Source organism: Brevundimonas pondensis, from assembly GCF_017487345.1.
Classification (GTDB): Bacteria; Pseudomonadota; Alphaproteobacteria; order Caulobacterales; family Caulobacteraceae; genus Brevundimonas; species Brevundimonas pondensis.
In genome coordinates this window covers 797,558-823,438 of sequence record NZ_CP062006.1, presented here as the reverse complement: position 1 = coordinate 823,438, position 25,881 = coordinate 797,558, and the positions used below count along the sequence as shown (strand labels likewise).

20 protein-coding genes are annotated in these 25,881 nt (G+C 67.4%); 14 read left to right on the top strand and 6 right to left on the bottom strand.

The window, feature by feature from the left end:
- The first annotated feature begins 22 nt into the window (after window positions 1-22).
- The gene (locus tag IFE19_RS04315; RefSeq protein WP_207826010.1) at window positions 23-1,873 is read left to right on the top strand and encodes a GMC family oxidoreductase; all 1,851 of its coding nucleotides are present in this window, start codon (window positions 23-25) and stop codon (window positions 1,871-1,873) included.
- A gap of 23 nt (window positions 1,874-1,896) precedes the next feature.
- Entirely contained in the window at window positions 1,897-2,238 is a 342-nt protein-coding gene (locus IFE19_RS04310; RefSeq protein ID WP_207826008.1) for a UBP-type zinc finger domain-containing protein, read from the top strand.
- An 88-nt stretch (window positions 2,239-2,326) separates the two neighbouring features.
- Here IFE19_RS04310 and IFE19_RS04305 read toward each other — a convergent pair whose 3' ends face one another.
- The 3 genes from IFE19_RS04305 to IFE19_RS04295 form a co-directional block, all read right to left on the bottom strand.
- On the bottom strand, window positions 2,327-4,840 hold the full coding sequence (locus IFE19_RS04305) for a TonB-dependent receptor domain-containing protein (protein WP_207826007.1): 2,514 nt from the start codon (window positions 4,838-4,840) through the stop codon (window positions 2,327-2,329).
- A 94-nt stretch (window positions 4,841-4,934) separates the two neighbouring features.
- Window positions 4,935-5,942: a FecR family protein gene (locus tag IFE19_RS04300; RefSeq protein WP_207826005.1), complete on the bottom strand. Its 1,008-nt coding sequence runs from the start codon at window positions 5,940-5,942 to the stop codon at window positions 4,935-4,937.
- Window positions 5,942-6,502, bottom strand: a complete 561-nt coding sequence (locus tag IFE19_RS04295; protein WP_207826003.1) for an RNA polymerase sigma factor — start codon at window positions 6,500-6,502, stop codon at window positions 5,942-5,944. Before IFE19_RS04295 ends, IFE19_RS04300 begins: the two co-directional genes overlap by 1 nt.
- Window positions 6,503-6,646: 144 nt before the next feature.
- Between IFE19_RS04295 and IFE19_RS04290 the strand changes: the two genes are divergently transcribed.
- Both IFE19_RS04290 and IFE19_RS04285 read left to right on the top strand, forming a co-directional pair.
- Complete coding sequence (locus IFE19_RS04290; RefSeq protein WP_225910397.1) at window positions 6,647-7,807, top strand: metallophosphoesterase; 1,161 nt, start codon at window positions 6,647-6,649, stop codon at window positions 7,805-7,807.
- Between the two features lie 203 nt (window positions 7,808-8,010).
- Window positions 8,011-9,378 carry an amidohydrolase family protein gene (locus IFE19_RS04285; protein ID WP_207826002.1) on the top strand — a complete coding sequence of 456 codons (1,368 nt, stop codon included), beginning with the start codon at window positions 8,011-8,013 and terminating at the stop codon, window positions 9,376-9,378.
- 7 nt (window positions 9,379-9,385) lie between these two features.
- On the opposite strand, the gene IFE19_RS04280 is transcribed toward IFE19_RS04285, so the two are convergent.
- Window positions 9,386-10,288, bottom strand: coding sequence for a LysR family transcriptional regulator (locus tag IFE19_RS04280; protein ID WP_207826001.1), 903 nt, complete (start codon window positions 10,286-10,288; stop codon window positions 9,386-9,388).
- A 120-nt stretch (window positions 10,289-10,408) separates the two neighbouring features.
- On the opposite strand from IFE19_RS04280, the gene IFE19_RS04275 reads away from it, so the two are divergent.
- Entirely contained in the window at window positions 10,409-11,233 is an 825-nt protein-coding gene (locus IFE19_RS04275) for an aldo/keto reductase (RefSeq protein ID WP_207825999.1), read from the top strand.
- Between the two features lie 11 nt (window positions 11,234-11,244).
- Window positions 11,245-12,432: an MFS transporter gene (locus tag IFE19_RS04270; protein ID WP_225910396.1), complete on the top strand. Its 1,188-nt coding sequence runs from the start codon at window positions 11,245-11,247 to the stop codon at window positions 12,430-12,432.
- Window positions 12,433-12,444: 12 nt separating this feature from the next.
- On the opposite strand, the gene IFE19_RS04265 is transcribed toward IFE19_RS04270, so the two are convergent.
- The gene (locus IFE19_RS04265) at window positions 12,445-13,287 is read right to left on the bottom strand and encodes a LysR family transcriptional regulator (protein WP_207825996.1); all 843 of its coding nucleotides are present in this window, start codon (window positions 13,285-13,287) and stop codon (window positions 12,445-12,447) included.
- Window positions 13,288-13,573: 286 nt separating this feature from the next.
- Between IFE19_RS04265 and IFE19_RS04260 the strand changes: the two genes are divergently transcribed.
- Window positions 13,574-14,524: a winged helix-turn-helix transcriptional regulator gene (locus IFE19_RS04260; RefSeq protein ID WP_207825993.1), complete on the top strand. Its 951-nt coding sequence runs from the start codon at window positions 13,574-13,576 to the stop codon at window positions 14,522-14,524.
- Window positions 14,525-14,582: 58 nt separating this feature from the next.
- On the opposite strand, the gene IFE19_RS04255 is transcribed toward IFE19_RS04260, so the two are convergent.
- Window positions 14,583-16,784, bottom strand: coding sequence for a TonB-dependent receptor (locus IFE19_RS04255; protein WP_207825991.1), 2,202 nt, complete (start codon window positions 16,782-16,784; stop codon window positions 14,583-14,585).
- 119 nt (window positions 16,785-16,903) lie between these two features.
- On the opposite strand from IFE19_RS04255, the gene IFE19_RS04250 reads away from it, so the two are divergent.
- The 7 genes from IFE19_RS04250 (at window position 16,904) to IFE19_RS04220 (ending at window position 25,868) form a co-directional block, all read left to right on the top strand.
- On the top strand, window positions 16,904-17,884 hold the full coding sequence (locus IFE19_RS04250) for a DUF1295 domain-containing protein (RefSeq protein WP_207825989.1): 981 nt from the start codon (window positions 16,904-16,906) through the stop codon (window positions 17,882-17,884).
- Window positions 17,881-18,780 carry an SDR family NAD(P)-dependent oxidoreductase gene (locus tag IFE19_RS04245; RefSeq protein WP_207825987.1) on the top strand — a complete coding sequence of 300 codons (900 nt, stop codon included), beginning with the start codon at window positions 17,881-17,883 and terminating at the stop codon, window positions 18,778-18,780. The genes IFE19_RS04250 and IFE19_RS04245 overlap by 4 nt, the downstream gene beginning before the upstream one ends.
- 91 nt (window positions 18,781-18,871) lie before the next feature.
- Window positions 18,872-20,332, top strand: a complete 1,461-nt coding sequence (locus IFE19_RS04240) for a carotenoid oxygenase family protein (protein WP_207825975.1) — start codon at window positions 18,872-18,874, stop codon at window positions 20,330-20,332.
- A 4-nt stretch (window positions 20,333-20,336) separates the two neighbouring features.
- Complete coding sequence (locus IFE19_RS04235; RefSeq protein ID WP_207825973.1) at window positions 20,337-21,482, top strand: thiolase family protein; 1,146 nt, start codon at window positions 20,337-20,339, stop codon at window positions 21,480-21,482.
- Window positions 21,483-21,487: 5 nt separating this feature from the next.
- Window positions 21,488-23,170 carry an aldehyde dehydrogenase family protein gene (locus IFE19_RS04230; RefSeq protein ID WP_207825971.1) on the top strand — a complete coding sequence of 561 codons (1,683 nt, stop codon included), beginning with the start codon at window positions 21,488-21,490 and terminating at the stop codon, window positions 23,168-23,170.
- Entirely contained in the window at window positions 23,167-24,393 is a 1,227-nt protein-coding gene (locus tag IFE19_RS04225) for a thiolase family protein (RefSeq protein WP_207825969.1), read from the top strand. The genes IFE19_RS04230 and IFE19_RS04225 overlap by 4 nt, the downstream gene beginning before the upstream one ends.
- Window positions 24,390-25,868 carry a class I adenylate-forming enzyme family protein gene (locus tag IFE19_RS04220; RefSeq protein ID WP_207825967.1) on the top strand — a complete coding sequence of 493 codons (1,479 nt, stop codon included), beginning with the start codon at window positions 24,390-24,392 and terminating at the stop codon, window positions 25,866-25,868. Before IFE19_RS04225 ends, IFE19_RS04220 begins: the two co-directional genes overlap by 4 nt.
- The last annotated feature ends 13 nt before the right edge of the window (window positions 25,869-25,881 follow it).

Below are 25,881 nucleotides of genomic sequence, written 5' to 3'. Positions count from 1 at the left end.
TCGCGGAATGGGAGCTGATCGTGTGACCGTCGCGTGCGAGAACTGGAGGGCCCAGGCCCGCCACGACTTCATCGTGATCGGTTCCGGCGCCGGCGGCGGCCCCTTGGCGGCCAATCTGGCCGAGGCGGGCTTCAGCGTCTTGCTGCTGGAAGCCGGCGACGATCACACCTGCCCCTACTATGAAGTGCCGATCATGCAGGCTCACGCCAGCGAAGATGCAGCCATGCGCTGGGATTTCTTCGTCCGGCATTACGCTGACGAGACCCGTCAGCGGCGCGACTCCAAGTACCGTCCCAAGCAGCAGGGCGTACTCTACCCACGCGGCGCGACCTTGGGCGGATCGACCGCCGTCAGCGCCCTGGTCACGATTTACCCGCACAATAGGGACTGGGACTATCTGGCGGAACTGACCGGGGATCCCGACTGGTCAGCGCAAGCCATGCGCGCACGCTTTCAGCGTCTGGAAGCCTGGCGCGGCCGCGATCCCGACGCCGCCGCTCCCGCACGCCCCGGCGACGCTTCGCGTCGCGGCTTCGACGGCTGGCTCAAGATCACCCGCGCCAAACCCGATCTGGCCGGGCGCGAGCCCTGGTTCCTGGACATCATCAACGCCATCGAGGCGGAAAGCCGCGCCATCTACGCGACGCCCGAGGCCGTCGTCCTTCCCAATGATCCCAACGACTGGCGCTTCGTCAGCGCAGGTGTCGAAGGCATGAGCTTCATCCCCGTCGCGGTCGATAATGGCCGACGCAATGGCGCCCGCGAGAGGATCCTGGCGGTCCGGCAGGCTCACCCCGAGCATCTGGACATACGACAACACACCCTGGCGGCGCACATATTGTTCGAAGGCGACCGCGCTGTCGGGGTGGCCTGCCTGGAGGGCGCGCATCTGTATAGGGCCGACCCGCAAGCTCAGACGCATGGACCAGGCGCGCCGTGCGAGGTCTACGCTCGTCGAGAAGTGATCATCGCAGGCGGCGCCTTCAACACCCCACAACTACTGAAGCTGTCCGGCATCGGACCCAGGGAGGAATTGGAGCGCCTGGGCCTGCCTGTGCGACTGGATCGGCCTGGCGTGGGCGCCAATCTTCAGGACCGCTATGAGGTCAGCGTCGTGCACCGCGCGGTCCATGACTATCCAGTCTTCGCCGGCGCCGCTCTTGACGTGCCAGGCCGGGGCGCCGCGGGCGACCGGCTGTTCCAGGAATGGCTGGCCGACAAGGACGGCCCCTACAGCACCAATGGCTCCCTGGCCGCCTTCATCGCCCGCTCCAGCGTGGCCGAGAGCGAGCCGGACCTGATCGTCTTCGCCTTGCCGATCGACTTCCACGGCTATTACCCAGGCTACGCCGCCGAGAGCGCGGCAAAGCATGATCGTCTGACCTTCGTGGTTCTCAAGGGCCACACCCGCAACCGCGCGGGAACAGTGCGCCTGGCCTCTACCGATCCCCGCGACCGGCCGATCATCGATTTCTCCTACTTCGACGAAGGATCGGACGATCAGGCCCATGACCTGAGGGGCGTCGTCGATGGAATACGTATCGCACGCCGGATCGCCGCCCGCCTCAACGGCATGATCGCCGAAGAGCTGATTCCTGGCCCCCAGGCCAGAGATCAGGCCGAACTGGAGCAGTTTGTCCGTGACGAGGCCTGGGGCCATCATGCCTCCTGCACCTGCGCTATCGGCGCCAGGGATGACCCCATGGCGGTGCTGGACAAGGACTTCAGGGTCCATGGGGTGCAGGGGCTCAGAGTGGTGGACGCCAGCGTCTTTCCACGGATCCCCGGCCTGTTCATCGCCAGCGCGGTCTACATGGTCAGCGAGCGCGCCAGCGATGTCATCATCGCCGAACACTGCGTCCCGCCGAGTTGAAATCTTGAGTCCAGGAGATGACCATGCGCGAAGGAATAGACCCTGCCGCTCCCCCCAGCGGAACCGGCTGCAAGGAATGTCTGGAAAGCGGAGGCTGGTGGGTACACCTGCGTCGCTGCGCCCAGTGCGGCCACATCGGCTGCTGCAACAGCTCGCCCAGCCAGCACGCCACCGGACATTTCCATGAAACCGGCCACCCCGTCGTGCGCAGCTTTGAACCCGGCGAGACCTGGTTCTTCGACTACGTCAGCGGTGAAGGCTTCAGCGGCCCGGACCTGGCGCCGCCTATGTCTCGCCCGCCAGAACAACCCGTTCCCGCGCCGACCGATCGGTTGCCGGCCGATTGGATGAACAGAATCCGCTGAACCGAACCTGCGTCAGGCCCGTCTGGTCCCCAATGCGCCCCGACGCCGCCGGTTGCGCCGCCTCCCGAGAGACGGCGCAACCCTGGAGTCAGAAGCTGTAACGCAACCCCAGACCATAGGTCGCCGGGGCGCCGACCAGCCGGGAGGCGCCGTTCAGCTCAGGGAAATAGACCTCGTCAGTAATGTTCCGGCCATAGGCGTAGATCGCCCAGTTGGATGCAGTCTCCAGATCCATTCGCGCGTTCAGAAGGGTGTAGGCCTCAGCCGTATTGCCCGGCGCCGCGTTCAGGCGATTGCTCTCCTCGCCGTGATGCGAGACGGACAGACGGCTGTCCAGACGCCAGCCGTTGGCCAGCATCAGGCCGTGGTTCAGGGAGACGGTCGCCGTCACGTCCGGCGCGCCCGGCAGGGGATCGCCGACCGTCGACAGCACCTCGGCTACGCGCGCGGAGCTGAACGAAATGATCTCCGTGTCCAGGAAGGCGGCGGCGACGTCGAGGTCGAGGCTCTGGTTCGCGCTTTCAAACAGCACGGCGTTGAGCGCAAACTCGACGCCCTTGCTCTCGGCTTCGCCGACGTTGGCGCGGCCGTTGGTGTCATTGGCCAGGCGGGTCGTCGCCTGCAGTTCCTTGAACGCATAAGAGAAGACATCGGCAGACAGACGCAGACGGCTCGTGGTCCAGCGCAGTCCGGCCTCATAGGCGGTGACGGTCTCGGAATCGAACGGCAGGGTCTCGGCCTGGGTGAAGATGGACGTGCCGTCGAAGCCGCCGCCGCGATAGCCCGTCCCCGCCGAGACAAAGACATTCAGGTTCGGGGAAAAGGCGTATTTGGCCGTGACCCGACCAGAGACATTGTCGTCCTCGAACGATCGGTCCCAGATGAAGGGATTGGTCGTGGCGAAGGTGGTGGTGAAGGTCGAGATGCCCCACGGGTCAAGGTCGTCGTTGCGGCCGCTGAAGGTGGCTTCGTCCCGCGTGTAGCGCAGGCCGCCCGACAGGGTCAGCTTCTCGGTCAGGTCATAGTCGACCTGGCCGAAGACGGCGAAGCTGTTACGGGTCTGCTTGTGCAGATTGTCGTACTTCGTCCGGGCCGTATAGCTGGTCCAGTGGGTGTCGAAGTCGATGTCGTCCGTGACGTAGAAGCCACCCACGATCCAATCCAGACGGCCGCCGGTATCGTCGCTGAGACGCATCTCCAGCGAAGCCTGGCTCAGGGTTTCGTCCGCGTCGAAGCGCGAGGCCGGATAGGGAGAGCCGTCGCCGTTGCCCTGGACCGAGCGGGTCGTGCCCTGGACATTGCCGATCACGGCCAGGTTCAGGTTGTCGGCCAGGCGATGCTCCAACGCACCCGACACGCCGTAGATGTCGATGCTCTGGGTCGGATATTCGGACGAGTAGAACTCATAGGGGTCGTCGTTCTCGCCCGCATTGGCGATGTTGCTGTCCAGCGCCGCCGAGATGCGGTCGTACTGGCGCGTGTCGCCCCGGTCGCGGCTGCCGAACAGTTTCAGCGTCAGCTTGGTCTCGGGACTGAAATTCAAGGCCACGGTGGCGCGACCGGCGAACAGGTCCTGGTCGCCGAAGCCCTCGCGGCGGCCAGGATCGACGATGGCCGGGACCTGGGTCTGGACGACGCCGCCGATCACCGGACGATACCCGGCCAGGTCGCCTGCGCCCGCGCCCGTCATGAAGCCGCCGCCCTGTTCGGCCAGCACGGCCAGACGCACCCCGACCTTGTCGCCCAGCGGGCCGCCGACGGCCGCCTCCATGGCGGTGTAGTCATGACTGCCGATCTCGACGCGGCCCGAGCCTTCGACCACGTCGCTCGGCCCCTTGGTGATGGCGTTGATCACGCCCGCCGTGGTGTTACGGCCATAGAGGGTGCCCTGAGGCCCCTTCAGGATCTCGACCCGATCCAGGTCGAACAGGGGCATGCCCAGATAGGCGTTGGAGGTCTGGTAGACCCCGTCCACATGCAGGGCGACCGAGGGATTGCCGTTGGGCTTGTAGTCATCGGCGCCGCCGATGCCGCGAATGCTGATCAAGCCGTAGTTGGTGCCGCCGAAGGCGTAGTTGACCGAAACGCCCGGAACCTCGTCCACCAGGTCGGTCACACTGTCGATGCCGCGGCGGCGGGCATCTTCGCCGTTCAACACCGTGACCGCCAGGGGCACGTCCTGGATGCGCTGGGCGCGCTTCTGCGCGGTGACGATCACATCCTCGATGGCCGTGACATCTTCGGCTCCGGCGTCAGCGCGGGCGAGCGTAACAGAAAAGGTGCGCGCCCCGACCGGCGTCACCGTCAGGCCCGTGCCACCGACCATCTGACGCAAGGCCTCCGCCGGCGTCAGGACGCCCACCACGGGATTGGCGCGACGGCCGCGCACGGCCTCCGGTGCGAACAGCACCTGCACGTCGGCGTCGCGCGCCAGCGTCGTCAGCGCCTCCTCCATCGGTTGGCTTTCAATGGCGAAGGAGACCGCTGCACCGCCGCCCGACGACTGGGCCACAGCCGGCGTGGCCGCTGCGATCGCGGCCACGGCCGAGCAGGCCAGAAGCGTGCGCTTGAAGGCGCTCGCGCGCGGCTTGAAGATGAACATGATAGCCCCTGAGATCTGGTCAGCCGCTCGTCGGCGGCTCCCCCTCAGAAACGAAAGGCGGCGCGCAGACCCCCACCCCGTCTTGGAAATTTCATCAAAGCGTAGCCGCCTCGTCAGACGGTTTCCTCGGCGATCCGATCCGCCATTCTCCGTCCGTCGTCCGCTGCACCGACAGGTCGAACCCGCGCGCCAGGGCCAGGACGAACTCCTGCGCGCCGTCATAGCGGAACGAACCCGAGATGCGGACTTCGCCAGCCGCCCGATCCATCAGGGTCAGTCGATCCGCCGAGTAGCGATTGAAACGATCAACCACCTCGCCAAGCGGACGATCACGCACGACCAGCCGCCCCATCCGCCACGCCGTCTCGAGTTCGACATCGGCGCTCACGGCCCGCATTTGGCCCGCCTGAACCTCCCCTCCCTGACCATTGGTCAGGACCAGAGGCGCACCCGCCCGGCCCCGTCCGGCCACCCGCAGTCGCCCCTGTTCGACCACCACCTCTGAGCGCCCGTCCTCATGAGCCGTCTGGAACCGCCCCTGATCTATCGTCAGCAGTTGCGCGCCGACGCGCAGGACAAACGGCGCAGCAGCGGGCTGGATATGGAAATAGGCCTGGCCGGTCTCGAGAACCGCCGCGCGACGATCCGCGCCGAAACCCAGGCGCAACCGCGACGACGGCGCCAGGGTCACTTCCGACCCGTCCGGCAAGGGCGCAGTCAGCCTCTGGCCCGCCTCCGTCGAGATCAACGCCCGCGCGGAAGACGCCGCCGTCACCACCCACAGCCCGCCGCAAGAGGCCGCAACGGCCCCGCCCGCCAGGCCGAACAGGGCCCGTCTTCGCGTCAGGCGTCGAGCGTCAGGCCCCAGGGCCGTCGCCCGCAGCGCCAGCACTTCCGGCTCTCCGGCGTCAAGTTCCATCAGGCGCCAGGCCTGCTGGCAGCTGCGATAGGCCAGAGCATTGCCGGGGTCTTCTCCCAGCCACCGGCGGAACTCGATGTCACCCTCGACACCGGGCGGATCGCCACTGTTCATCCGCGCGAACCAGAAGGCCGCCGCATCGGCGTGATCGTCGTTGCTCGGCTCAGGGATGACGGAAGTCATCAATGGCCACCCTCGAGCAGATCGAGCCGCAAGGCCGTCATCGCGCGCGTCATGTGCTTTTCGACGGCGCTCACGGATATGCCCAGTCGCCTTGCGATCTGCGGATAGGTCAGGTTCTCGAAGCGTCGCAGGATCACGACCTGACGCGCCCGGGGCGGCAGGGCGTTCAGCGCCGTCAGCATCCTTTGCAGGCGCTGCTTCCCCGCGACGATCTGCTCGGCGCCCGGCGCCTCGCTTGGCGCGACCAGATCGTCGATCTCCACGTGGCGCCCATGCCCCCTGGCCTGTTCATAGCGCCCCCGATCCCGCGCCATGTTGGCCGCCGCCTCGAACACATAGCCATCGATGTTTTCAAGGCTGAGCAGATCAGCGCGACGCAGCAGTCGGACGAAAAGGTCCTGCACCATTTCCTCTGCATCGGCACGCGACGCCGACCGGCGCAGGAAGAAATGAAACAGAGGCCCCCGGAGCCTTCGTGTCAGCCCCCCGAATCCATCCTCGGACGCAAGGCCTGACTGCGGAACATCCGCGGCGATCAGTGTATCTGTCTGTTGGCTCACAGGCGGCTGATGACGTCCAAGCGTCACCGCATGATGTCGATTGCACGACAATCACATATCAACCCCGGCACCTGCGACGCAGGGAGGAAAACCGTCACACAGCGTCGCTATGGGCGTCCCGATACAGCGGCGCGAGACAAGCTCATGAATATGTTCAAACGGATCGGCGCCACTTTCGCCCTTGCCCTGTCCCTGGGCGCATCGCTGCTGGCGGCCGCAGCTCCCGTCAACGCCGAGGTCTTCACCATCGCCGTGGTGTCAGACACCCAGAACTACGCCGACATCACCCTGCCGCAGCCTCGCGGCGCCGATACCTTCAACCAGCAGATGCGCTATCTGGTCGATACGAGGCAGGACAAGAACCTGGCCTTTGTCACCTTCGTCGGCGACATCGTCCAGCACGGCGACGGCCAGTTCCGTCAGCCAGTCCCCCAAGCCGAGGGGGAATACCGCGACTTCGACACCCGCGAGGAATGGGACATCGCCAATCGCGCGATCTCGATCCTCAGCCGCAGCGACCTGCCGTTCGGGATGGTTCCCGGCAACCATGACTACGACAACTACGCCTGGTGGACCCAGGACGGCGGTCCCGGCGCCTCCAAGCCCCTGACGGGCGGTCGCACCTGGAACCTCTACTTCGGACCGGCCTCGCGCCATTTCGTCGGCAAGGCCTGGTACGGTGGCGCATCGGACAATGGCCTGAACAGCTATCAGACCTTCGTTGGCGGGGGGCAGGAGTTCCTGCATCTGTCGCTTGAGATGGAGCCGCCCCAGACCGCGCTGGACTGGGCGCAAGGCGTGATCGACGCTCATCCGGGCCTGCCCGTCATGATCACGACCCACGAATGGCTGCGTCCTGATGCGCAGGAGCGATCCAACGGCTACGACAGCTACTTCCCCGGCGCCGACAACCTTACCCCCGATCAGATCTGGGACCGCTTCATCCGTCAGAACGCCATGATCTTCATGGTCCTGAGCGGACACAACTACACCCGCCCGGTTGACGGCGTGTCCAACGGCGAGAACCTGCGGATCGACCTCAACGACGCCGGACATCCCGTCTATCAGCTGATCCAGGACTATCAGGGCAATACGGTCGGGCCGGAGGGTACGGCGGGCTCGGCCAACGGCGGCGCGGGCTGGCTGAGGTTCATGGCGTTCGACACCGAAACCCGGAAAATACGCTTCTACACATACTCGACCCTGCTTGATCGCCATGCCGGCCTTGATGGAGAGGCCACCTTCGGCGTCGCGCCGGAACGATCAGCGTTCGAGCTGGACTTCCCGCCACAGCTCAGGCGCTGATCCGGTTGATCGTGACCAGGCTGTCTGCAGCCTTTCAATGCCGGGACCTTGCGGCCAGACAAGACGCCAAACACGGATTTTCAGATCGACACCCTGCCGCCGGCAAACATGCGAAGTGCAAATGAAACACATGCGTTCATTTCATTTTCCGATAAGTCAGCCCGCCAATATGCTGGCCGCTCTTCGCCAGTCATGAGGTCCCCTTGTCTGATCTTTCAGGTTTGAGCCGTCGGTCCCTGATGGGCGTCGCCGGTTTCGCCGCGACCGTCGCGGCCGGAGGCAGCGCCGCCATGACCCGAACCACGACAGCAAGCGTTCAGAGTGACGCAGACGCCGCCGCGCCGGCCCATTTCATCCTGAGCGATGTCACGCTTGAGGACGGCTTCGTTCGCGATCAGGGCGAGATCATCGGCACGCGAACCGGCCGCTACGACCTGGAAATCAAGGACGGGCGCATTCTGTCCGTGACGCCGACGACCGCCGCCGGCTCCTCCGCCCTGCCCCGTCTGTCGGCCAACGGTCGCCTGGTCCTGCCGGCGTTCCGGGACATGCACATCCACCTGGACAAGACCTTCTACGGCGGGCCATGGCAGGCGCCGCGCCCGCGCAAGGGCAAGACGATCATGGACATGATCGCCCTGGAACGAAGCCTGTTGCCCGAACTCCTGCCCGTCTCGCGCGAGCGCGCCGAGGGGCTGATCGACCTGCTGCTGGAGCACGGAACGACCACGGCGCGCAGCCACTGCAACATCGATCCAGTCAGCGGCCTGAAGAGCCTGGAGCACCTCAACCAGGCGCTGGAAAACTATCGGGGCCGTTTCAGCTGCGAGATCGTCGCCTTCCCGCAGCACGGCCTGCTGCTGTCCGAGGTCGAGCCCCTGATGCGCGAATCCATGGGCATGGGCGTCGCCTTCGTCGGCGGCCTGGACCCGACCAATGTGGACGGCCGGATGGAGGCCTCGCTGGACGCCATGTTCGGCATCGCCGTCGATTACGACAAGGGGGTGGACATCCACCTTCACGAAAGCGGCGCGTCAGGCGCGGCGGCCATCCGCTACATGCTCGACACGGTGGAGAAGACGCCGTCGCTCAAGGGACGCCTGACCCTCAGCCACGCCTTCGCCCTGGCCAATCTGCCACCCGCCGATCTGGATGCGACGGCCGAGCGCATGGCCGCCTCGGGCGTGTCGGTGGCCTCGACCATACCGATCGGCCGCTCCATGATGCCCCTGGCGCGCCTGCGCGAGAAGGGTGTGCGCCTGATGTCCGGCACGGACAGCGTCATAGACATGTGGTCGCCTTTCGGGTCAGGCGACATGCTGGACAAGGCCAACCTCTACGCGCAGCTTTACAGCGGCAGCGACGAGTTCGGCCTGTCACGCGCCCTGGCCATCGCGACCGGGGACGTCCTGCCCCTGAACAACGCAGGAGAGAGGGCCTGGCCCAAGGCCGGCGACGCCGCCGACCTGGTCCTGACGGACGCCAGCTGTTCCGCCGAGGCGGTCGCCCGCACGTCAAAGCGAGCGGCGGTCTTCCATGGCGGGCGCATGGTGTTCGGCGCCCTGACCTAGGCGGGGCTCAGCCGTTCAGGAACTGCTGCAGCCGCGGCACGACGTAGTCGAGGAAGACCCGCACCCGTTCCGGCATGCGCGGGCCGCCCAGGAAGACGGCGTGAATCTCTTCCTCGTCCCGCTCAATCACGTCGCCCAGCACCTCCACCAGGCGACCGGCGGCCAGGTCGGCGCGGACATGGTAATCGCCCATCCGCGCCAGCCCGACGCCGGCCAGGGCCATGCGCCGGACCGTCTCGCCGTTGTTGCCCAGCAGGGAGCCGTGAACCACGCGCTCCACCACCCGCCCGCCTTCCTTGAGCGGCCAGACCGGCACGGCGCGACGAAAGTTGAAGCCCAGACAATTGTGCCGCGACAGGTCCTCGACGGTGCGAGGGACGCCGTAGCGTTCGAGGTAGTCGGGCGAGGCGACGATCTTGCGGTGCGCCACGCCGATGCGGCGGGCAAGCATGCCTGAATCCGGCAGGCGTCCGACCCGGAAGGCGACGTCGGTGCGGTCGAGATAGAGGTCGACGATCTCGTCCGACAGCGACAGGTCCACCACGATATTGGGATAGGCCTGCCAGAAATCCGGCAGCAGCGGCTCCAGTCCCAGCACCCCGAGCGCGACAGAGATGTTGACCCGCACCCTGCCGCCCGTCGCCGCCGCCCCCTGGGACAGCTCCTGCTCGATCAAATCCAGATCCTGCAGCAGGGTCAGGCTGCGCTCGTAAAAGGTTTCGCCTTCGGCCGTCAGGGACAGGCGCCGGGTCGAACGCTCGATCAGACGAACGCCCAGCCGGGCCTCCACCCTCGAGATCAGCTTGCTGACGGTCGAGGGCGTCATGCGCAACAGCCGGGCGGCCTCGGAAAAGCTGCCCGTCTCCACCACGCGCAGGAAGACCTGCATCTCGCCGGCCCGATTGTCCATCGCCGCGTCATCCTTGATTTGATTTCACAGATGATGGGAAATTCGGCGCGATTATCAAGCTTGGAGCCAAGCCCTACTTCCCGCGGCGTCCTTCAGGGGCGTTCAGCGAGGAGTTTTCAGATGCAGACCGTCACCGTTCACGGCGCAACCATTCCGGCCTTGGGTTTCGGCGTCTTCCGCATGTCCGACGCGGAGGTCGAACGGGTCGTTCCCGCCGCGCTCGAGGCTGGTTTCCGCCACTTCGACACCGCCCAGATCTATCAGAACGAGGCCGCGCTCGGCCGGGCCTTGCAGGCCGCCGGCGCGCGTCGCGAAGACCTGTTCCTGACCACCAAGGTCTGGGTCGACAACTATGGCGCCGACGCCTTCGCCGCTTCGGTCGATGAGAGCCTGGAGAGGCTGAAGGTCGATCAGGTCGACCTGTTGCTGCTGCACTGGCCCGCCGATCAGGTCCCGATCGCCGAACAGATCGAACGGCTGAACGCCGTCCAGGCGGCGGGCAAGACGCGCTTCATCGGCGTGTCCAACCAGAACATCGCCCAGATGAGGGAATCGATCGCGCGTTCCGCCGCCCCCATCGTGACCAATCAGGTCGAACTGCACCCCTACCTGCCGCAACAGGCGCTGGTCGCCGCCGCCAGGGACGCGGGCGCGGCCGTCACCGCCTACTACGGCATGGCCGACGGCGCCGTGCCCCGGGACGAAACCCTGCAGCGAATCGGCGCCAAGTACGGCAAGAGCGCCGCCCAGGTCGGCCTGCGCTGGCTGATCCAGCAGGGCCACATCGCCCTGTCCAAAACCGCCAACCCCGCTCGCCTGGCCGAAAACACCACCGTCTTCGACTTCGTCCTGGACGAGGCCGACATGGCCGCCATCGCCGCCCTGACCCGCGCCGACGGCCGTCTGGTCAGCCCGGCCGGCCTGGCCCCGACCTGGGACGCCTGAAGATGACGCAGATGGACACCACCGCCTCCATGACCGCTGCGCCGACCACCACGCCCGCCCACGCCCGCTGGGCCCTGCTGGCGCTCGCCGTGGGCGCCTTCGGCATCGGCACCACCGAGTTTTCGCCCATGGGCCTGCTGCCCGTGATCGCCGAGGGGGTCGATGTCTCGATCCCCAAGGCCGGCCTGCTGATCAGCGCCTATGCAATCGGCGTCATGATCGGGGCGCCGATCATGACCCTGGCCTTCACCCGCTTCGGCAAGCGCACCGCCCTGATCCTGCTGATGGCTATCTTCACCATCGGCAATCTGATGTCAGCCATGGCGCCCGGCTACTTCACCCTGCTGGCCGCGCGTCTGGTCACCAGCCTCAACCACGGGGCCTTCTTCGGCCTGGGCGCCGTCGTGGCCGCCAGCGTCGTGCCGAAAGAGAAGCAGGCCAGCGCCGTCGCCGCCATGTTCATGGGTCTGACCATCGCCAATATCGGCGGGGTGCCGGCCGCCACCTGGATCGGCCAGCAGGTCGGCTGGCGCATGGCCTTCGCCGGCACGGCCGTGATCGGCGTCCTGGCCATTGCGGCCCTGTGGTTCGCCCTGCCCAAGGGCGAGCGCGGCGTCATGCCCGACGTCCGTCGCGAACTGCACGTGCTGACGCGCCCGCCGGTGCTGCTGGCCCTGGCGACCACGGTCATGGGGGCCGGCGCCATGTTCACCCTCTACACCTATGTCGCGCCGACGCTCGAAACCCTGACCGGCGCGTCGAACAGCTTCGTCACCCTGGGTCTGGCCCTGATCGGGGTCGGCTTCACCATCGGCAACTGGCTAGGCGGGCGACTGGCCGACTGGTCGCTGGACGGCGCGACCAGGATTTTCCTCGGCGCTCTGGCGGTCATCATGTTCGTCCTGCCCTTCGTGTTCAGCAGTCCCGTCGGCGTCGCGATCGGCCTGCTGCTGTGGGGCGGCGCGGCCTTCGCCATCGTCCCGCCGGTCCAGATGCGCGTGATGGAGGCGGCGTCCGAAGCCCCAGGCCTGGCCTCATCCATCAACGTCGGCGCGTTCAACCTGGGCAACGCCCTGGGCGCAGCCGTGGGCGCGGCGGTCATCAGCCTGAACCTGGGCTATGCGGCCGTGCCTGTCGCCGGGGGGCTGCTGGCCGCCGTCGGTCTCGGCCTGGTGCTCCTCGCCGCACGGCGCCCCTGAGGCGTCCCGGCTTCAGACGAACCGGGCCGCCAACACCGCCTGCATCAGCGCGACCAGCTCGGAGGCCGGCCCATCGCCTTCCCAGGCATAGAGGGAAACGGCGATGGCGGCCTCCGTTCCCAGGGGCGGATAGGGCCGCAGCCTGTGTTTCCGGGCCGTCCCGACCGGTAACAACGACACCCCCAGGCCGGCTTCCACGGCGACCAGGACATTGTTGAGGCTGCTGCCCGAAAAGGCGACATACCAACGACGCTGTTCGCGCTCGATCCGCTCGAACATCACGTCTCGATAGAGGCCGCCGGGCGGGAAGGTCACCAGCGGAATGGGATTGGGCCATTCAGACGGCGCGTCGACGCTTTCATACCGGGCCATGGGCTCCCGGAAGGCGGCGCGGCAATCGACGCCCGGCTCATAGTCCTTGACCACCGCAATGTCGAAATCACCGGCGCGGTAACGTCGGTTCAGGTCGCGGCTCAGCCCGCTGACCACGTCCAGACGGATGCCGGGATGCCCCGCGGCGAAATCGGCGAACACCGCCGCCATCGCCGGGTTCATGATGTCCTCGGGCACCCCGATGCGAATGGAGGCGACGCCCGCCGTGTCGCCCAGAGCGGCCTGGGCCTCCTGCTGCAGCGCCAGCAGTCTGCGCGCATAGCCGAGCAGACGTTCCCCCACAGCTGTGGGCAGGACCGGGCGCGCCGATCGCTCGATCAGGATCGCGCCCGTCGCCTCTTCCAGACGCGCCAGTTGCTGACTGACCGTCGACTGGGTCGAGTGCAACCGCTCGGCAGCCAGGGTGAAACTGCCAGCATCAACGACAGCGATGAAGGAACGCAGAAGACGGGGATCAAACATCTGGCGGCGCCTCAGTCGATGGGTGCCTACCCATAGCTTCAGGATGGATGGGAAAGGCGCCAAAAAGCCAACTGCAGAGACAATCGGCCGCCCGCGCCTCGAGAACCGTCTTCCGAAGACGGCGACCGTCGCAACGGGTCGACCATCAACCGGTCGCTTTCAGCCTGCATGACCACAGGCAGGTTTGACTGTCACGACGTCTGCCGATAGGTCTGCCAACGCAAGCACACGCCGCGCTGCCGAGACAAGCTCCGAGAGCCCACCCAGAATCAAGCCAGTTACGGATTTGACCGAGCTCGACATCCGCTCCCTGATCATGGGCAATCCCGTGGCGCGCGCCTTCGCCATCACCGGCGACGCCTGGACCCAGTTGATCATGCGCGAGGCCTTCTACGGCGTGCGCCGGTTCGGCGTGTGGCGTGATCGCCTGGGCACGCCGCGCAGCGTGCTGACCGACCGCCTGCAAAAGCTGGTGGCCGCCGGCCTTCTGGCCCAGACGCAGATCGAAACGGGCGCACGAACGGAATACCGCCTGACGGAAATGGGCCTGGACATGTTCGGCGTCGCCGTCATGCAGGGTCAGTGGGAGAAGGTCTGGGCCCAGTCGCCGCTTCAGGAACGCTACGCCATCGCCTTCTTCGATCGCGACACCGGACGTCGGCTGAAGCCTGCGGTTCTGACCCGCGCGCATGGCGTCGAGGTCAAGGCCGACAAGGTCGCCTGGAAGCCCGGTCCGGGCCTGATCGTCATTCCTCCGCCGACCTCGCGTCGCCGCCGGTCGGCCCCGATCGAGACCGACCGTCCCATCATCGACCGCTCGACCGAGATCATGGGCGACTACTGGAGTTGGGCGGTGCTGTCCGCCGCCTATTTCCGCCTACGTCGCTTCGACGAGATTCACGCCGCCCTGGGCGTGGCGACCAACATCCTGGCTGACCGCCTGAATCGCCTGGTGCTGCACGGCGTGCTGGAGAAGCGCCCCTATCAGACCGCTCCCGTGCGCTTCGAATATCGACTGACCGAAGCCGGTCTGGCCCTCTACCCCATCGTCCTGGCCATGCACGGCTGGAGCCAACGCTGGCTGGTCGAGGCGGACGAAGCGCCTTTGACCCTGGTCGATCGCGCCAGCGGCGAGGCCATCACCCCGGTCGTTTGCGATCTGGATAGCGGCGAGCCGATGGATCCGCGTCGCATCCGCTGGGAAGTCGAAGCCGCGCCCCACGCCGTGGTCCCATAAAAAACCGCCCGCCGAGCCGAAGCTGGACGGGCGGTGAGTCAGGACCGGAGAAGCCGGATCAGAAGGTCTTGCTGACCGCCACGCCGAAGGAACGCGGCGCCCCAAAAACGCTGAAGCCGATACTGGCGTTCTTGATGATGTGCTGCTGATACTCCTCGTCGCCGAGGTTCTTGCCGTAGACCGAGACCTTCAGGCCGTTCGGCGCTTCCCACGACGCGAAGGCGCTGATCAGGCCATAGGAAGGCACCAAGACTTCGGGCGCGTTCGACGGATCGAAGTAGAAATCGTCCGTCCATTGATAGTCGGCTCGCGCCGACAGGACGCCGCCGAACACATCCCACTGACCGTCGGCATAGAGCGTGAACTGACTGTCCGGCGAACGCGGCAGGGCGTTGCCATCGTAGGGCAGCGTCAGACTTCCCGACGTCGCGTTCGAGGTGAACTTGGCGTCCAACTGGGTATAGGAGCCGCCGATGGTGATGTTGTGGTTCACGGCAAGGGCCGTTTCGAGCTCGAAGCCCCGCACCTCGGCCTCGGCGTTGGACGTCACCAGGGTCAGACCCAGAAGCTCATAGACCTGCAGGTCCGTGTAATCGAGCATGAAGGCCGCCGCGTTCAGGCGAAGCCGCCCGCCCGCCAGGGTCGTCTTGGCGCCGATCTCGTAGTTGTCGAGCAACTCGGAACGGAGCGGCGTCGTGGCCTGAAGACCGGTCTGCGCGGCGCTGGGATAGGCGCCTGCCTTATAGCCCCGGTCGTAGCTGACGTAGAACCGCATGTTGTCCAGAGGCTCGACCGCCAGCGCCAGCTTCCAGGTCGGCTCCTCGAAGGAGGTGTCCGCCTTGACGTTGTAGGGGCTGCCGGTCGGCCCCAGGGGGATGCCCGCCGGCGGATTGGCGCCGCCTTCATTGTCGATGGCGACCTGATGCACTTCGCGCTCGTCATGGGTCCAGCGCGCGCCGACCGTCAGCTCCCAGATGTTCGCGAACGGGACCGTGGCCTGGCCGAACAGGGCGTAGCTGCTGTTGGTCGCGTCCTGGTTGAAGGTCACGTCACCCCCCAGCGACGGCGGGGCGATCGGCAGGGCCGTCTGGACCAGGAATCGTTCCGAGCGCTCGACCTCTTCGCGGAACATGTAGAGGCCGGCGACCCAGTCGATGTTCGAACCCGACTTGGACGTCAGGCGGAACTCCTGGCTGATCTGCTTGGCGTTTTCCTCAGCCCGGTCGTCGACGGACAGGGGGAAGCCCGGGAACGGCAAGCCGCCCAGATTGTCGCGCCAGTTGTAGTCGTTGCTGCGATAGGAGGTCAGCGACACCACGTCGAAATGCTCGGCCCCCGACCATTCCGCCCGACCCGTCAGGCCCCAGTTCTCACGCTGCTGATAATTGTCCGCCGAAGAGAAGCTCTGACGCACGTCCATGCCCGCGCGCAGCGAATTGACCAGGGTCACGAAGGGCGCCGGGGTCGATGAGGCCAGGACCGGAATGCGGGCGTGACCCTGCATGTCGTCCTTCGAATAATCGACGCCCCCCAGGAAGCTCCATTCCCCCGCGTTGTGCAGCACCTGGGCGCGGACGCCGAACTGCTCGCCGCCCTCGAGGCTGCGGCCGCTGGGCAGGCTTTCGGCGTAGCCGTCGTTCTGGTTCCAGCGCAGGGCCAGACGACCCGCCGTGTCCTCGCCCAGTTCGCGGTTCAGCACGGCTTCGACGCCCCGCTCGTCGAAGCTGCCGAGGCGTCCGGTCAATTGGGCCGAGTTCTCGAAACGCGGCTTCTTCGTATAGACGTTCAGCGCGCCGCCGGAGGCGTTGCGTCCATAGAGGGTCCCTTGCGGGCCGCGCAGGATCTCGACCCGCTCGACGTCCAGGAAGGCCAGGGAGCTGGCGCCCGCGCGGCCGATGGACACTTCATCGATCGACACGCCGATCGAGGGGTCGCTGGCGGCGGAGTCGCTGGTCGTGCCGACCCCGCGAATGAAGATCTGCGGCTCGCCGATGTTGAACTGGGTCAGGGTCACGCCGGGCGCCTTGCCCGCCACGTCCTGAATGCCGGTGGCCGCCGTCCGCTCCAGGGTCTCGGCGTTGAAGGCGGTGATGGCGATCGGCACGTCCTGCAGGCTCTGCTCGCGGCGCTGGGCCGTGACGACAACGTCGCCGACCGTCACGGCGGTCTCGGACTGGGCTGATTGCGCCATGGCCGGTGCGGCCAGCCCGGCGGCGAGCAACAGCGTGGCGGCCGACGCGCTGAATGCGGTCTTTCTCATGTTTCGCTCCCTGACCTCACCGGCTCCGTTGATCGGATGCTCCTCGGTCGAAAAGAAGCTTGCGCTAGCGAACCGTGTTTGCAAGTCTTTTTATGCAAGTCATGAAAGGAGCCGCCCTCATGAGACCGGATGGATGGACTTTGGCCGCCCTCGCCTGGGTCGCTCTGGCGGCGATCTGGCTATTGGCAATGCCCGGAAAAACACGCGGCAAAGCATGGCACTACGTCATGATGGCCGCGCCGCTTGTCGCCTTCGCCGCCGCCTTTGCGGTTCCTCCTTCCTTGCTGCATGAAACCTTGTTCATCTGGATCGCCAGCGGCGGCGCCATCCTTTCCATCGTCGCCCTGGGCTGGCTGGCGGGGACGCTGAAGCGCAATCACGGCCTGATGGACGTGGCTTATCCGCTGGCCCCGCTGGCGGCTGCGGGGGTGATCTTCGCCCTGTCCGGCCTGCCGCTGGACCTGTTCAGCGGCCTGTTCCTGGTGAGCCTGGGCGTCTGGTCGATCCGACTGGCGATCCAGACCTGGGGTCACAACATCCATGCCGAGCGTCAGCCTTACGCCCACTGGCGCAAGAGCTTCGGACCGACGTGGTTGTGGTGGAGCGCCTTCCAGGTCCACCTGCTGCAAGGCGTGACCGTCTGGCTGTGGTGCGCGCCCTTCGCCTTCATCCTGACGGCGCCCGCGCCGCGCCCGGCGCTGCCGCTGTTGCTGGGCGGCGCCGTCTGGCTGACGGGCTTCGCGTTGCAGAGCACGGCGGATCGCCAGTTGGCCGACTTCAAGCGCGCTCCCGCCAACCGGGGCGGCCTGCTGGACACCGGCGCCTGGGCCATCGTGCGCCACCCCAACTATCTGGGCGAAAGCGTCATGTGGGCGGGCTGGTTCGTGCTGGCCCTGGCCCATCCCTGGGGTTGGATCACAGTATTCGCGCCCCTCTATACCGGCTGGTTCATGGGCTACGCCTCGGCCGCGCCGTTCAAGGAACAGCACATGGCGCGCTCCCGGCCCGAGGCCTGGGCCGCCTATTGCGCCCGCACGCCGCGCTTCCTGCCCTGGCCGCGCCCCAGGGCCACGACCGGGACCGAAGGCGCCGACGCATGAGCCCCCTTCAGGATCAGGTGATCGTCGTCACCGGCGCCGGACGCGGCCTCGGCCGGGCCTATGCGCATGACCTGGCGCAGCGCGGGGCGCGCGTCGTGGTCAACACCCGCCCTCGAGCCGCCGACGCGCCCGGCTCGGCCGAGACGGTCGTGGCCGAGATCATAGCCCTGGGCGGTCGGGCCGTCGCCGCGCCCCTGGCGGTCGAGGAGGCCGATTCCGGCGAGCGGCTTCTGGCTGCGGCTCTGAACGCCTTCGGCCGTATCGACGGCCTGCTGAACAACGCCGGCGCGCCCGAAGCCAGGAGCCTGCACAAGCAGACCACCGACGCCTTTCGACAGGTGTTCGAGGTCAACTTCTTCGGCTCTCTGACGCCGACCCTGCCCATCTATCGCCACCTGCGCGCCCAGGGGTCGGGCCGCATCCTGATGTCGACCTCGGCGGCGGGCCTGCATGGCGTTCACGGCATGGCGGCCTATTCGTCATCCAAGGCGGCGCTGATCGGCCTGATGCGGGTCATCGCCCTGGAAGGGGCGTCCCACGGCGTCGGCTGCAACGCCATCGCCCCCTACGCCGCCACCGGCATGACCGCCGAATATCTGGACGACGCCAGCGCCGCCCGCATGGGGCCTGAGCGCGTCGCCCCGGTCGCCAGCTGGCTGATGTCGCCCGACTGTCCGTTAAACGGCCAGACGCTGGCAGCCGGCGCGGGCGCCGTGCGGCCCGCCGCCCGGATCGAAGGGCCGGGCCTGATCTTCGCCGGCGACGTCGCGCCCGACGACCTGACGAAACAGGCCGCCGCCCTGATGGATCTGAACGGCTGGCGGACCTTCAGCGACGGCAACGCCGCCTTCGACCAGTTGATGTCTGCTGTCTTGAAAATCACCACGACGAAGTGACTTGCGTTAAACGACCAAACTGCTCATGGTTCGTTTATACAAGGATGGACGCAGCACAACCGCGTCCCCGCACAGGGAAGGAACAGCCGCCATGGCCGACGACGCCCGCCGGATCGAAACCGGTCCGCTCAGCCCGCTGAACACGCTGAATCCCTATCTGCAGGGCGCCTATGAGCCCGTGGCCAAGGAGACGACGGCGCTGGACCTTCCGGTCATCGGCGAGATCCCGAAAGACCTCTACGGCTGCTTCTACCGCAACGGCCCGAACCCGGCCCAGGCGCCCGAAGGGATGCATCACTGGTTCGATGGCGACGGCATGCTGCACGCCATCTATTTCGAGAACGGCAAGGCGGAATACCGGAACCGCTTCGTCCGCTCGGCGGACCACATCGCCGACCTGAACGGCAGCTGCGGCGCGGGCGGCGTCATGTATCCCTCAAGCCGGGCCAACCCGGCATCGACGCGCGGGGACAAGGTCTACAAGGACACAGCCAACACCGACGTGATCCTGCACAACGGCTCGCTGATGGCGCTGTGGTACATCTCGGGCCATCCGGTCCGGGTCGATGCGCGCACCCTGGAGACCATCGGGATCGAGACCTTCGGCGGCAAGCTGCCGCGCCACGTCTCGGCCCACTCCAAGGTCGATCCGCGCACCGGCGAGTTCGTCTTCTTCGACTATTCGCTCTACGAGCCGTGGATGACCTTCGGCACGGTCAACGCCCAAAACGAGCTGACCCATTTCGAGCGTGTCGAACTGCCCGGGCCGCGCCTGCCGCACGATATGGGACTGACGGAAAACTACGTCATCCTGCACGACTTGCCGGTGGTCTTCACCGACGCCGGTCTGCGCAAGAGCCAGTGGAACATCCACTTCGCCGACCAGCCCGCCCGTTTCGGCGTCGTGCCGCGCCGGGGCCGAGGCGACCAGATCCGCTGGTTCGAGACGGACAGCTGCTACATCTACCATGTCGTCAACAGCTGGGAGGACGGCGACGAGGTCGTCATGACCGCCTGCATGATGACGCCCAACGGCTATCCGCTGAACCCCGACTACGGCCCCTATGCGCCCATGGTGAACGTGCTGGCGCTGAACGCCGTGCCCGTCGAGTGGCGGATGAACATGCGTACCGGCGAGGTCAAGAAGCGCCAGTTGGACGACCGCATCGGCGAGTTCCCGGCGGTCAATCTGGACTACGCGGCCCAGCCGACGCGCTGGTCCTATCACGTCGCCATGTCCAAAACCGAGCTTCAGCGCTTCAAGGGTCTGATCAAGTACGATCTGCTCAGCGGCGCCGCCCGAACCTATGATTTCGAGCCCCAGATGTTCGGTTCCGAACCCGCCTTCGCCCCCCGCATCGACGCCAAGGGCGAGGACGACGGCTACGTCATCGTCTTTGTCACCGACGAGAATGCCGGCAAGTCCGAGGTTCAGGTCATCGACGCCAAGAATTTCGAGGCCGGTCCGGTGGCGCGCGTCATGCTGCCCGCGCGGGTGCCCGCCGGCTTCCACGGCACTTGGGCGCGCGGCGACCAGATGGCGAAGGGGTGATCCGATGAACGCCTATATCCACGACGCCGTCCGCACCCCGCGCGGCAAGGCCCGACCCGACGGCGGCCTGGCCGCCCTGAAGCCCCACGAACTGGTCACGGGCCTGATCGACGCCATGGAGACGCGCGGCCATGCGCCCCGCACCGCCGAAGCCCTGATCCTGGGTTGCGTCGGTCAGGTCGGCGCCCAGGGGGCCAATGTCGCCCTGGTCAGCAAGCTGCACGCGGGCCTGGACGACGCCGCCTTCGCCTTCAGCCTGAACAACTACTGCGTCTCGGGCCTGACCGCCGTGGGTCAGGCGGCGGCCATGGTCCAGACCGGCGCCGTGCGCTCGGCCCTGGCCGGCGGCGTCGAGATGATGTCGCGCGTCCCCTTCATGGGCGACAAGGCCGACTATTACGAAGACGCCAGCTTCCCGCCGCGCACCCGCTACATCCCCGTCGCCGTCGCCGCCGACCGTCTGGCCGAGGACATCGGCGTGACGCGGGCCGAAATGGACGCCGTCGCCCTGACCTCGCAGCAGCGCACGGCCGCCGCCGAAGGGACCCCGCTGATCGCTTCGCGCATTCCGCTGAACGGGTTGGAACGGGAGGAAGCCGCCCGCGCACAAACCACCGCCGAGAGCCTGGTCGCCATGCCCGCCGCCTTCGCCGCCCTGGCCGCGCCCTATGCCGAGGCGCTGGAGGGGCGGGCCATCGACCACCGCCACACGGTCGCCCATGCCCCGCCGATGAGCGACGGCGCCGGACTGGCGCTGATCTCGGGCGAAGCCGAAGGCGCGCGCGCGCGCATTGTCGCCTGGGTCGAGGCCGGGGGCGATCCCGCCGCCTCCCTGACCGCCGGCTTCACCGCGATGGAGCGCGTGCTGGACAAGGCCCGACTGACGTTGGCCGACATGGACCGGATCGAGTTTATGGAGGCCTTCGCCGTCGTCATCGCCAAATTCTCAAGGGAGCACCCGACCCTGAGCGACAAGGTCAATGTCGGCGGCGGCCATCTGGCCAAGGGCCATCCGATGGGGGCGACCGGCGCCATCCTGCTGTCGTCCCTGCTCGACGCGCTTGACGCCTGCGAAGGCCGCTATGGCCTTGTCGTGGCGGCGGGCGCGCAAGGCGTCGGCTCGGCCATGATCGTGGAACGGGTGGGTTGAGCGCCATGAACGCCCCCTTCCCCGTCGCAGACGCTCGTCGCGCCCTGATCGACCGCCACGCCGACCTGATCAACGCCGCCATCAACGCTGTCGCCACCCGCGCCGCCTGGTCGCCGTTCAAGGACTCGCCCTCGACCAAGATCCACGGCCCGGACAAGCCCCTCGCGGGCAAGGCCGCCTTCGAGGCCCAACTGAACCGTCCCTTCGACCTGGATCTGCCCGGCGTCATTGACCACGTCGGCGCCGAGGTCTCGCCCTTCACCGGCGAGGCGCTGGGGATCACCTATCCGCGCTGCGATCCCGAGGCTCTGATCGAGGCGGCGCAGACCGCCTGGCCCGACTGGCGCGCCGCTGATCCCGAACTGCGTCTGGCCCTGTGCGCAGAGATGGCGACCCGCCTCTATGACGTGAACTTCGAGATGGCACAGGCCGTCATGCACGTCGCGGGTCAGAGCTATACGCAAGCCTTCAGCGGCTCCGGCCCCAACGCCCTGGACAGAGGAATCGAGGCCCTGGCCTATGCCGCCAAGGCCATGCGCGACGTGACGCGCAGCGCTCGCTACGAGCGCGACTTCGCGGGCGAAGCGGTCAGTCTGGACAAGACCTATGCCCTGGTCCCGCGCGGCATCGGACTGGTGGTCTGCTGCGCCAGCTTCCCGACCTGGAACGCCTATCCCGCCCTGTTCGCCAGCCTGGCGACCGGCAATCCGGTCATCCTCAAGCCCCACCCCATCGCCGTCCTGCCCATGGCCATCGTGGCGCGCGAGTGCCGGCGGGTGCTGGCCGATTTCGGTTTTGATCCCAACCTGATCACCCTGGCCGTCGACACCCTGGCCCAGCCGGTGGCTCAGGTTCTGGTCGATCACCCGGCCGTTCAGATCATCGACTTCACCGGCAGCCCACGCTACGGCGGCCATCTGGAACGGACGGTGACGGGCAAGCTGCTGTTCACCGAGACGGCGGGCGTCAACACCGTGGTGGTCCACTCCGTCGCCGATCTGGACGCCGCCGCCCGCGCCGTGGCCCGCGCCGCCAGCCTGTTCTCGGCCCAGATGTGCACCAGCCCCCAGGTCGTCTATGTCGCCCCCGATCTGGTCGAAGCCTTCGGCGCCGCCCTGGTCGCTCAGATCGACGCCATCGCCGACGATCCGGCCATGGCCGTCGGAATCATGGGCGCCATCCAGGGCGAGGTCAGCCTGAAGGCCGTGGCCGACGTGCGCGGCGCCGTCGAACGCCGCGATGGCGTCCACGTCCTGCGCGAAGCCGCGCCCTACGCCCACCCGCAGTTCCCCAAGGCCCGCACCCTGACGCCTCTGGTTCTGGCGGTCGACGGGTCCGCGCCCGACCTCTACGCCGAGGAGCATTTCGGCCCGGTCCTGTTCGTGGTGACGATGGACGCCGACGCCGCCGTGGCCGAGGCGACCTATCTGGCCCGGACGAAGGGCTCGATCTCCTCCTACCTCTATTCGACGGACGAGGATTTCATCGACCGTTCGACGCCCCTCTATGAGCAGGCCGGGGCCAATCTGACGATCAATCTGACCGGGGCGATGTGGATCAACTTCGCCGCCGCCTATAGCGACTATCACGTCAGCGGCCTGAACCCGGCGGGCAACGCCTGTCTGGCCGACCTGGCCTTCGTCGCCTCGCGCTTCCGCATCGTCCAGCGCCGTCGGCCGTCTGAATGACAGCGCCGGTCTTCATCGCCGGCGTGTCGATGACCGCCCTGGGCAAACGCCCCGCCGACACGGTGAAGAGCCTGACCGCCGAGGCGGTGCGCGACGCCCTGACCGACGCGGGCGCTGAGATCAGCGACATCGAGGCCGCCTGGTTCTCCAACACCCGCCAGCCCATGCTGGAGGGCCAGAACACGGTGTGCGGCCAGATCGCCCTGCGCCCGCTGGGCCTGACCGGCATCCCCGTGACCAATGTTGAGAACGCCTGCGCCTCCGGCTCCACCGCCCTCTATCAGGCCATCCAGTGGCTGCGCGCGGGCGCGGGCGACATCGCCCTGATCATCGGAGCCGAAAAGATGGTCTTCCCTGACCGGCCCGAGCGCGTCGCCGCCGCCTTCATGGGCGGGACCGACATCCACGACCGCGAGGGCGTGCTGGCCTACATCGCCTCCATGGGCGGCGCGGCGCCGGGCGACAACCGTAGCCTGTTCATGGACCTGTACGCCGCCCAGGCCCGCGCCCACATGGTCCGCTTCGGCACGACGCAGGAAGACTTCGCCCGCATCGCCGCCAAGAACCACTCGGCCGCCGCCCGCAATCCCAAGTCGCAGTACCGCACCCCGATGACGGTGGAACAGGTCCTGGCCGACAAACCCATCGTCTTCCCCTTCACCCGCGCCATGTGCGCCCCCGTCAGCGACGGCGCGGCGGCCATGATCGTCTGTTCGGCCAAGGGTCTGGCGCGCTTGGGCGCGACCGCCCGCGCCGTGCGGGTGCGCGGCTGCGCCCTGGTCAGCGCCGCCGACCGCGCGCCCGACGACTACGCCAATCACATAGGCCGCCGCGCCGCCCGCGCCGCCTATGAGCAGGCCGGTCTGGGACCGGACGCCGTAGACGTGGCCGAGGTCCATGACGCCACCAGCTATGCCGAACTGCAGCAGATCGAGAACCTGGGCCTGGCCGCCCCCGGCGAGGTCGGGGCGCGGTTGAAGGCGGGCGATTTCGCGCTCGGCGGCCGCACTCCAGTCAATCCGTCCGGTGGTCTGGTGGCCAAGGGGCACCCGGTCGGCGCCACGGGCGTCGGCCAACTGTATGAACTGATACAACACCTACGCGGCGAAGCCGGAGCGCGTCAGGTCAAGGGCGCCCGCATCGCGGCAGCCGAGAACGGCGGCGGCTTCCTGGGCGTCGAGGAGGCGGCGACCGTCGTCACCATCCTGGAGCGCGCGGCATGATCCGCAGCCCGATCCGCGCCCTCTATGACGCCCTGCCCGACAAGCGCGATCGCCCGGCCCTGTTCGATGGCGACCGCGTCATCCGCCACGGCGAACTGGTCACACAGGTCGAGGCCGCCGCCGCCGATCTGATCGCGCGCGGCGTGACGCCTGGCGACCGGATCGGCCTGTGCGCCGCCAACAGCGCCGACCATGTCATCGCCTATCTGGCCATTCTGCGCACAGGCGCCGTCTGGACGCCGCTGAACCCGCGCAACGGGCCGCGCCTGAACAGCCTGTTCCAGAAGCGCGCCCGCCTGAAGCTGACCCTGCACGACGCTGCCTCCGCCGAGGCCATGGGCGAGACGGCCCGTCCTCTGGAGCTCGACGACTGGCGCCCGGCCCCGGTCGATCCGTCGACCCTGCCCCCGATTTCGGATGATCCCGACCTCGCTTTCGCCCTGAAGTTCACCGGCGGCTCGACCGGCGCGCCCAAGGGCGTGTTGCAGAGCGTCCGCAGCGGCGCCGCGGCGCTGCGTTCACTCGAGAGTTTCTACGACTTCGGCCCTGACGACGTGAACCTGGCTGTCGCGCCCCTGACGCACGGCGCCTCGCATTACATCCTGCCGGTGCTGGCGGCGGGCGGAGCCCATGTCCTGCTGGACAGGCCCGAGCGCGAGGCCATCCTGGGCGAACTGAAGACGCGGATCACCACCGTCTTCATGCCCCCGACCCTGATCTATCTGCTGATGGAGGAAGGTCGCTTCGGTCCCGGCGATTTCGCCCGGCTGCGCCACCTGACCTATTCCGCCGCCCCCATGCCGCCCGCGCGGATCGCCGAGGCCATCGCCCGGTTCGGCCCTGTGCTCTCGACCCTCTACGGCCAGACCGAAGCCCCCATGACCATCGCCAGCCTCTCGCCCGCCGAGATGGCGAGGCCCGAGTTGCGCACCTCGGTCGGACGGCTGTTCCCGGACACCCCGGTCGCCCTGCTGGGCGCCGACGGCGAGGTCAGAACAGCAGAGGCCGAAGGCGAAATCCTGGTCCATGGCGACCTGGCCGCCACCGTCTATCTGGACGATCCCGCACAGACCGACGCCGCCCGCCACCACGGCTGGCTGAAGACCGGCGACATCGGGCGGCTGGACGCGGACGGCTATCTGTATCTGCTGGGTCGCTCGAAAGAACTGATCATCAGCGGCGGCTACAACATCTATCCCGGCGAGGTGGAGGCGGCGCTGAACGCCCACCCGGCCGTGCGCGAGGCCTGCGCCTTCGGCGTCGCCGATGATGTCTGGGGCGAGCGGCTGGAAGCCGTGGTCGCCCTGGATGACGCCGCCGTCGCGGCCGACGCCCTGACCGCCTTCGTGCGCGAGACCGTCGGCCCTGTGCGCACCCCCAAGATCCTTCACGTCGTCGCCGCCCTGCCCCGCAACCCGGTGGGCAAGGTGGTGCGCGGCGAGGTGAAGTCACTGATCTATCCGGCGCCTCAATGACCGGAAGACGTAA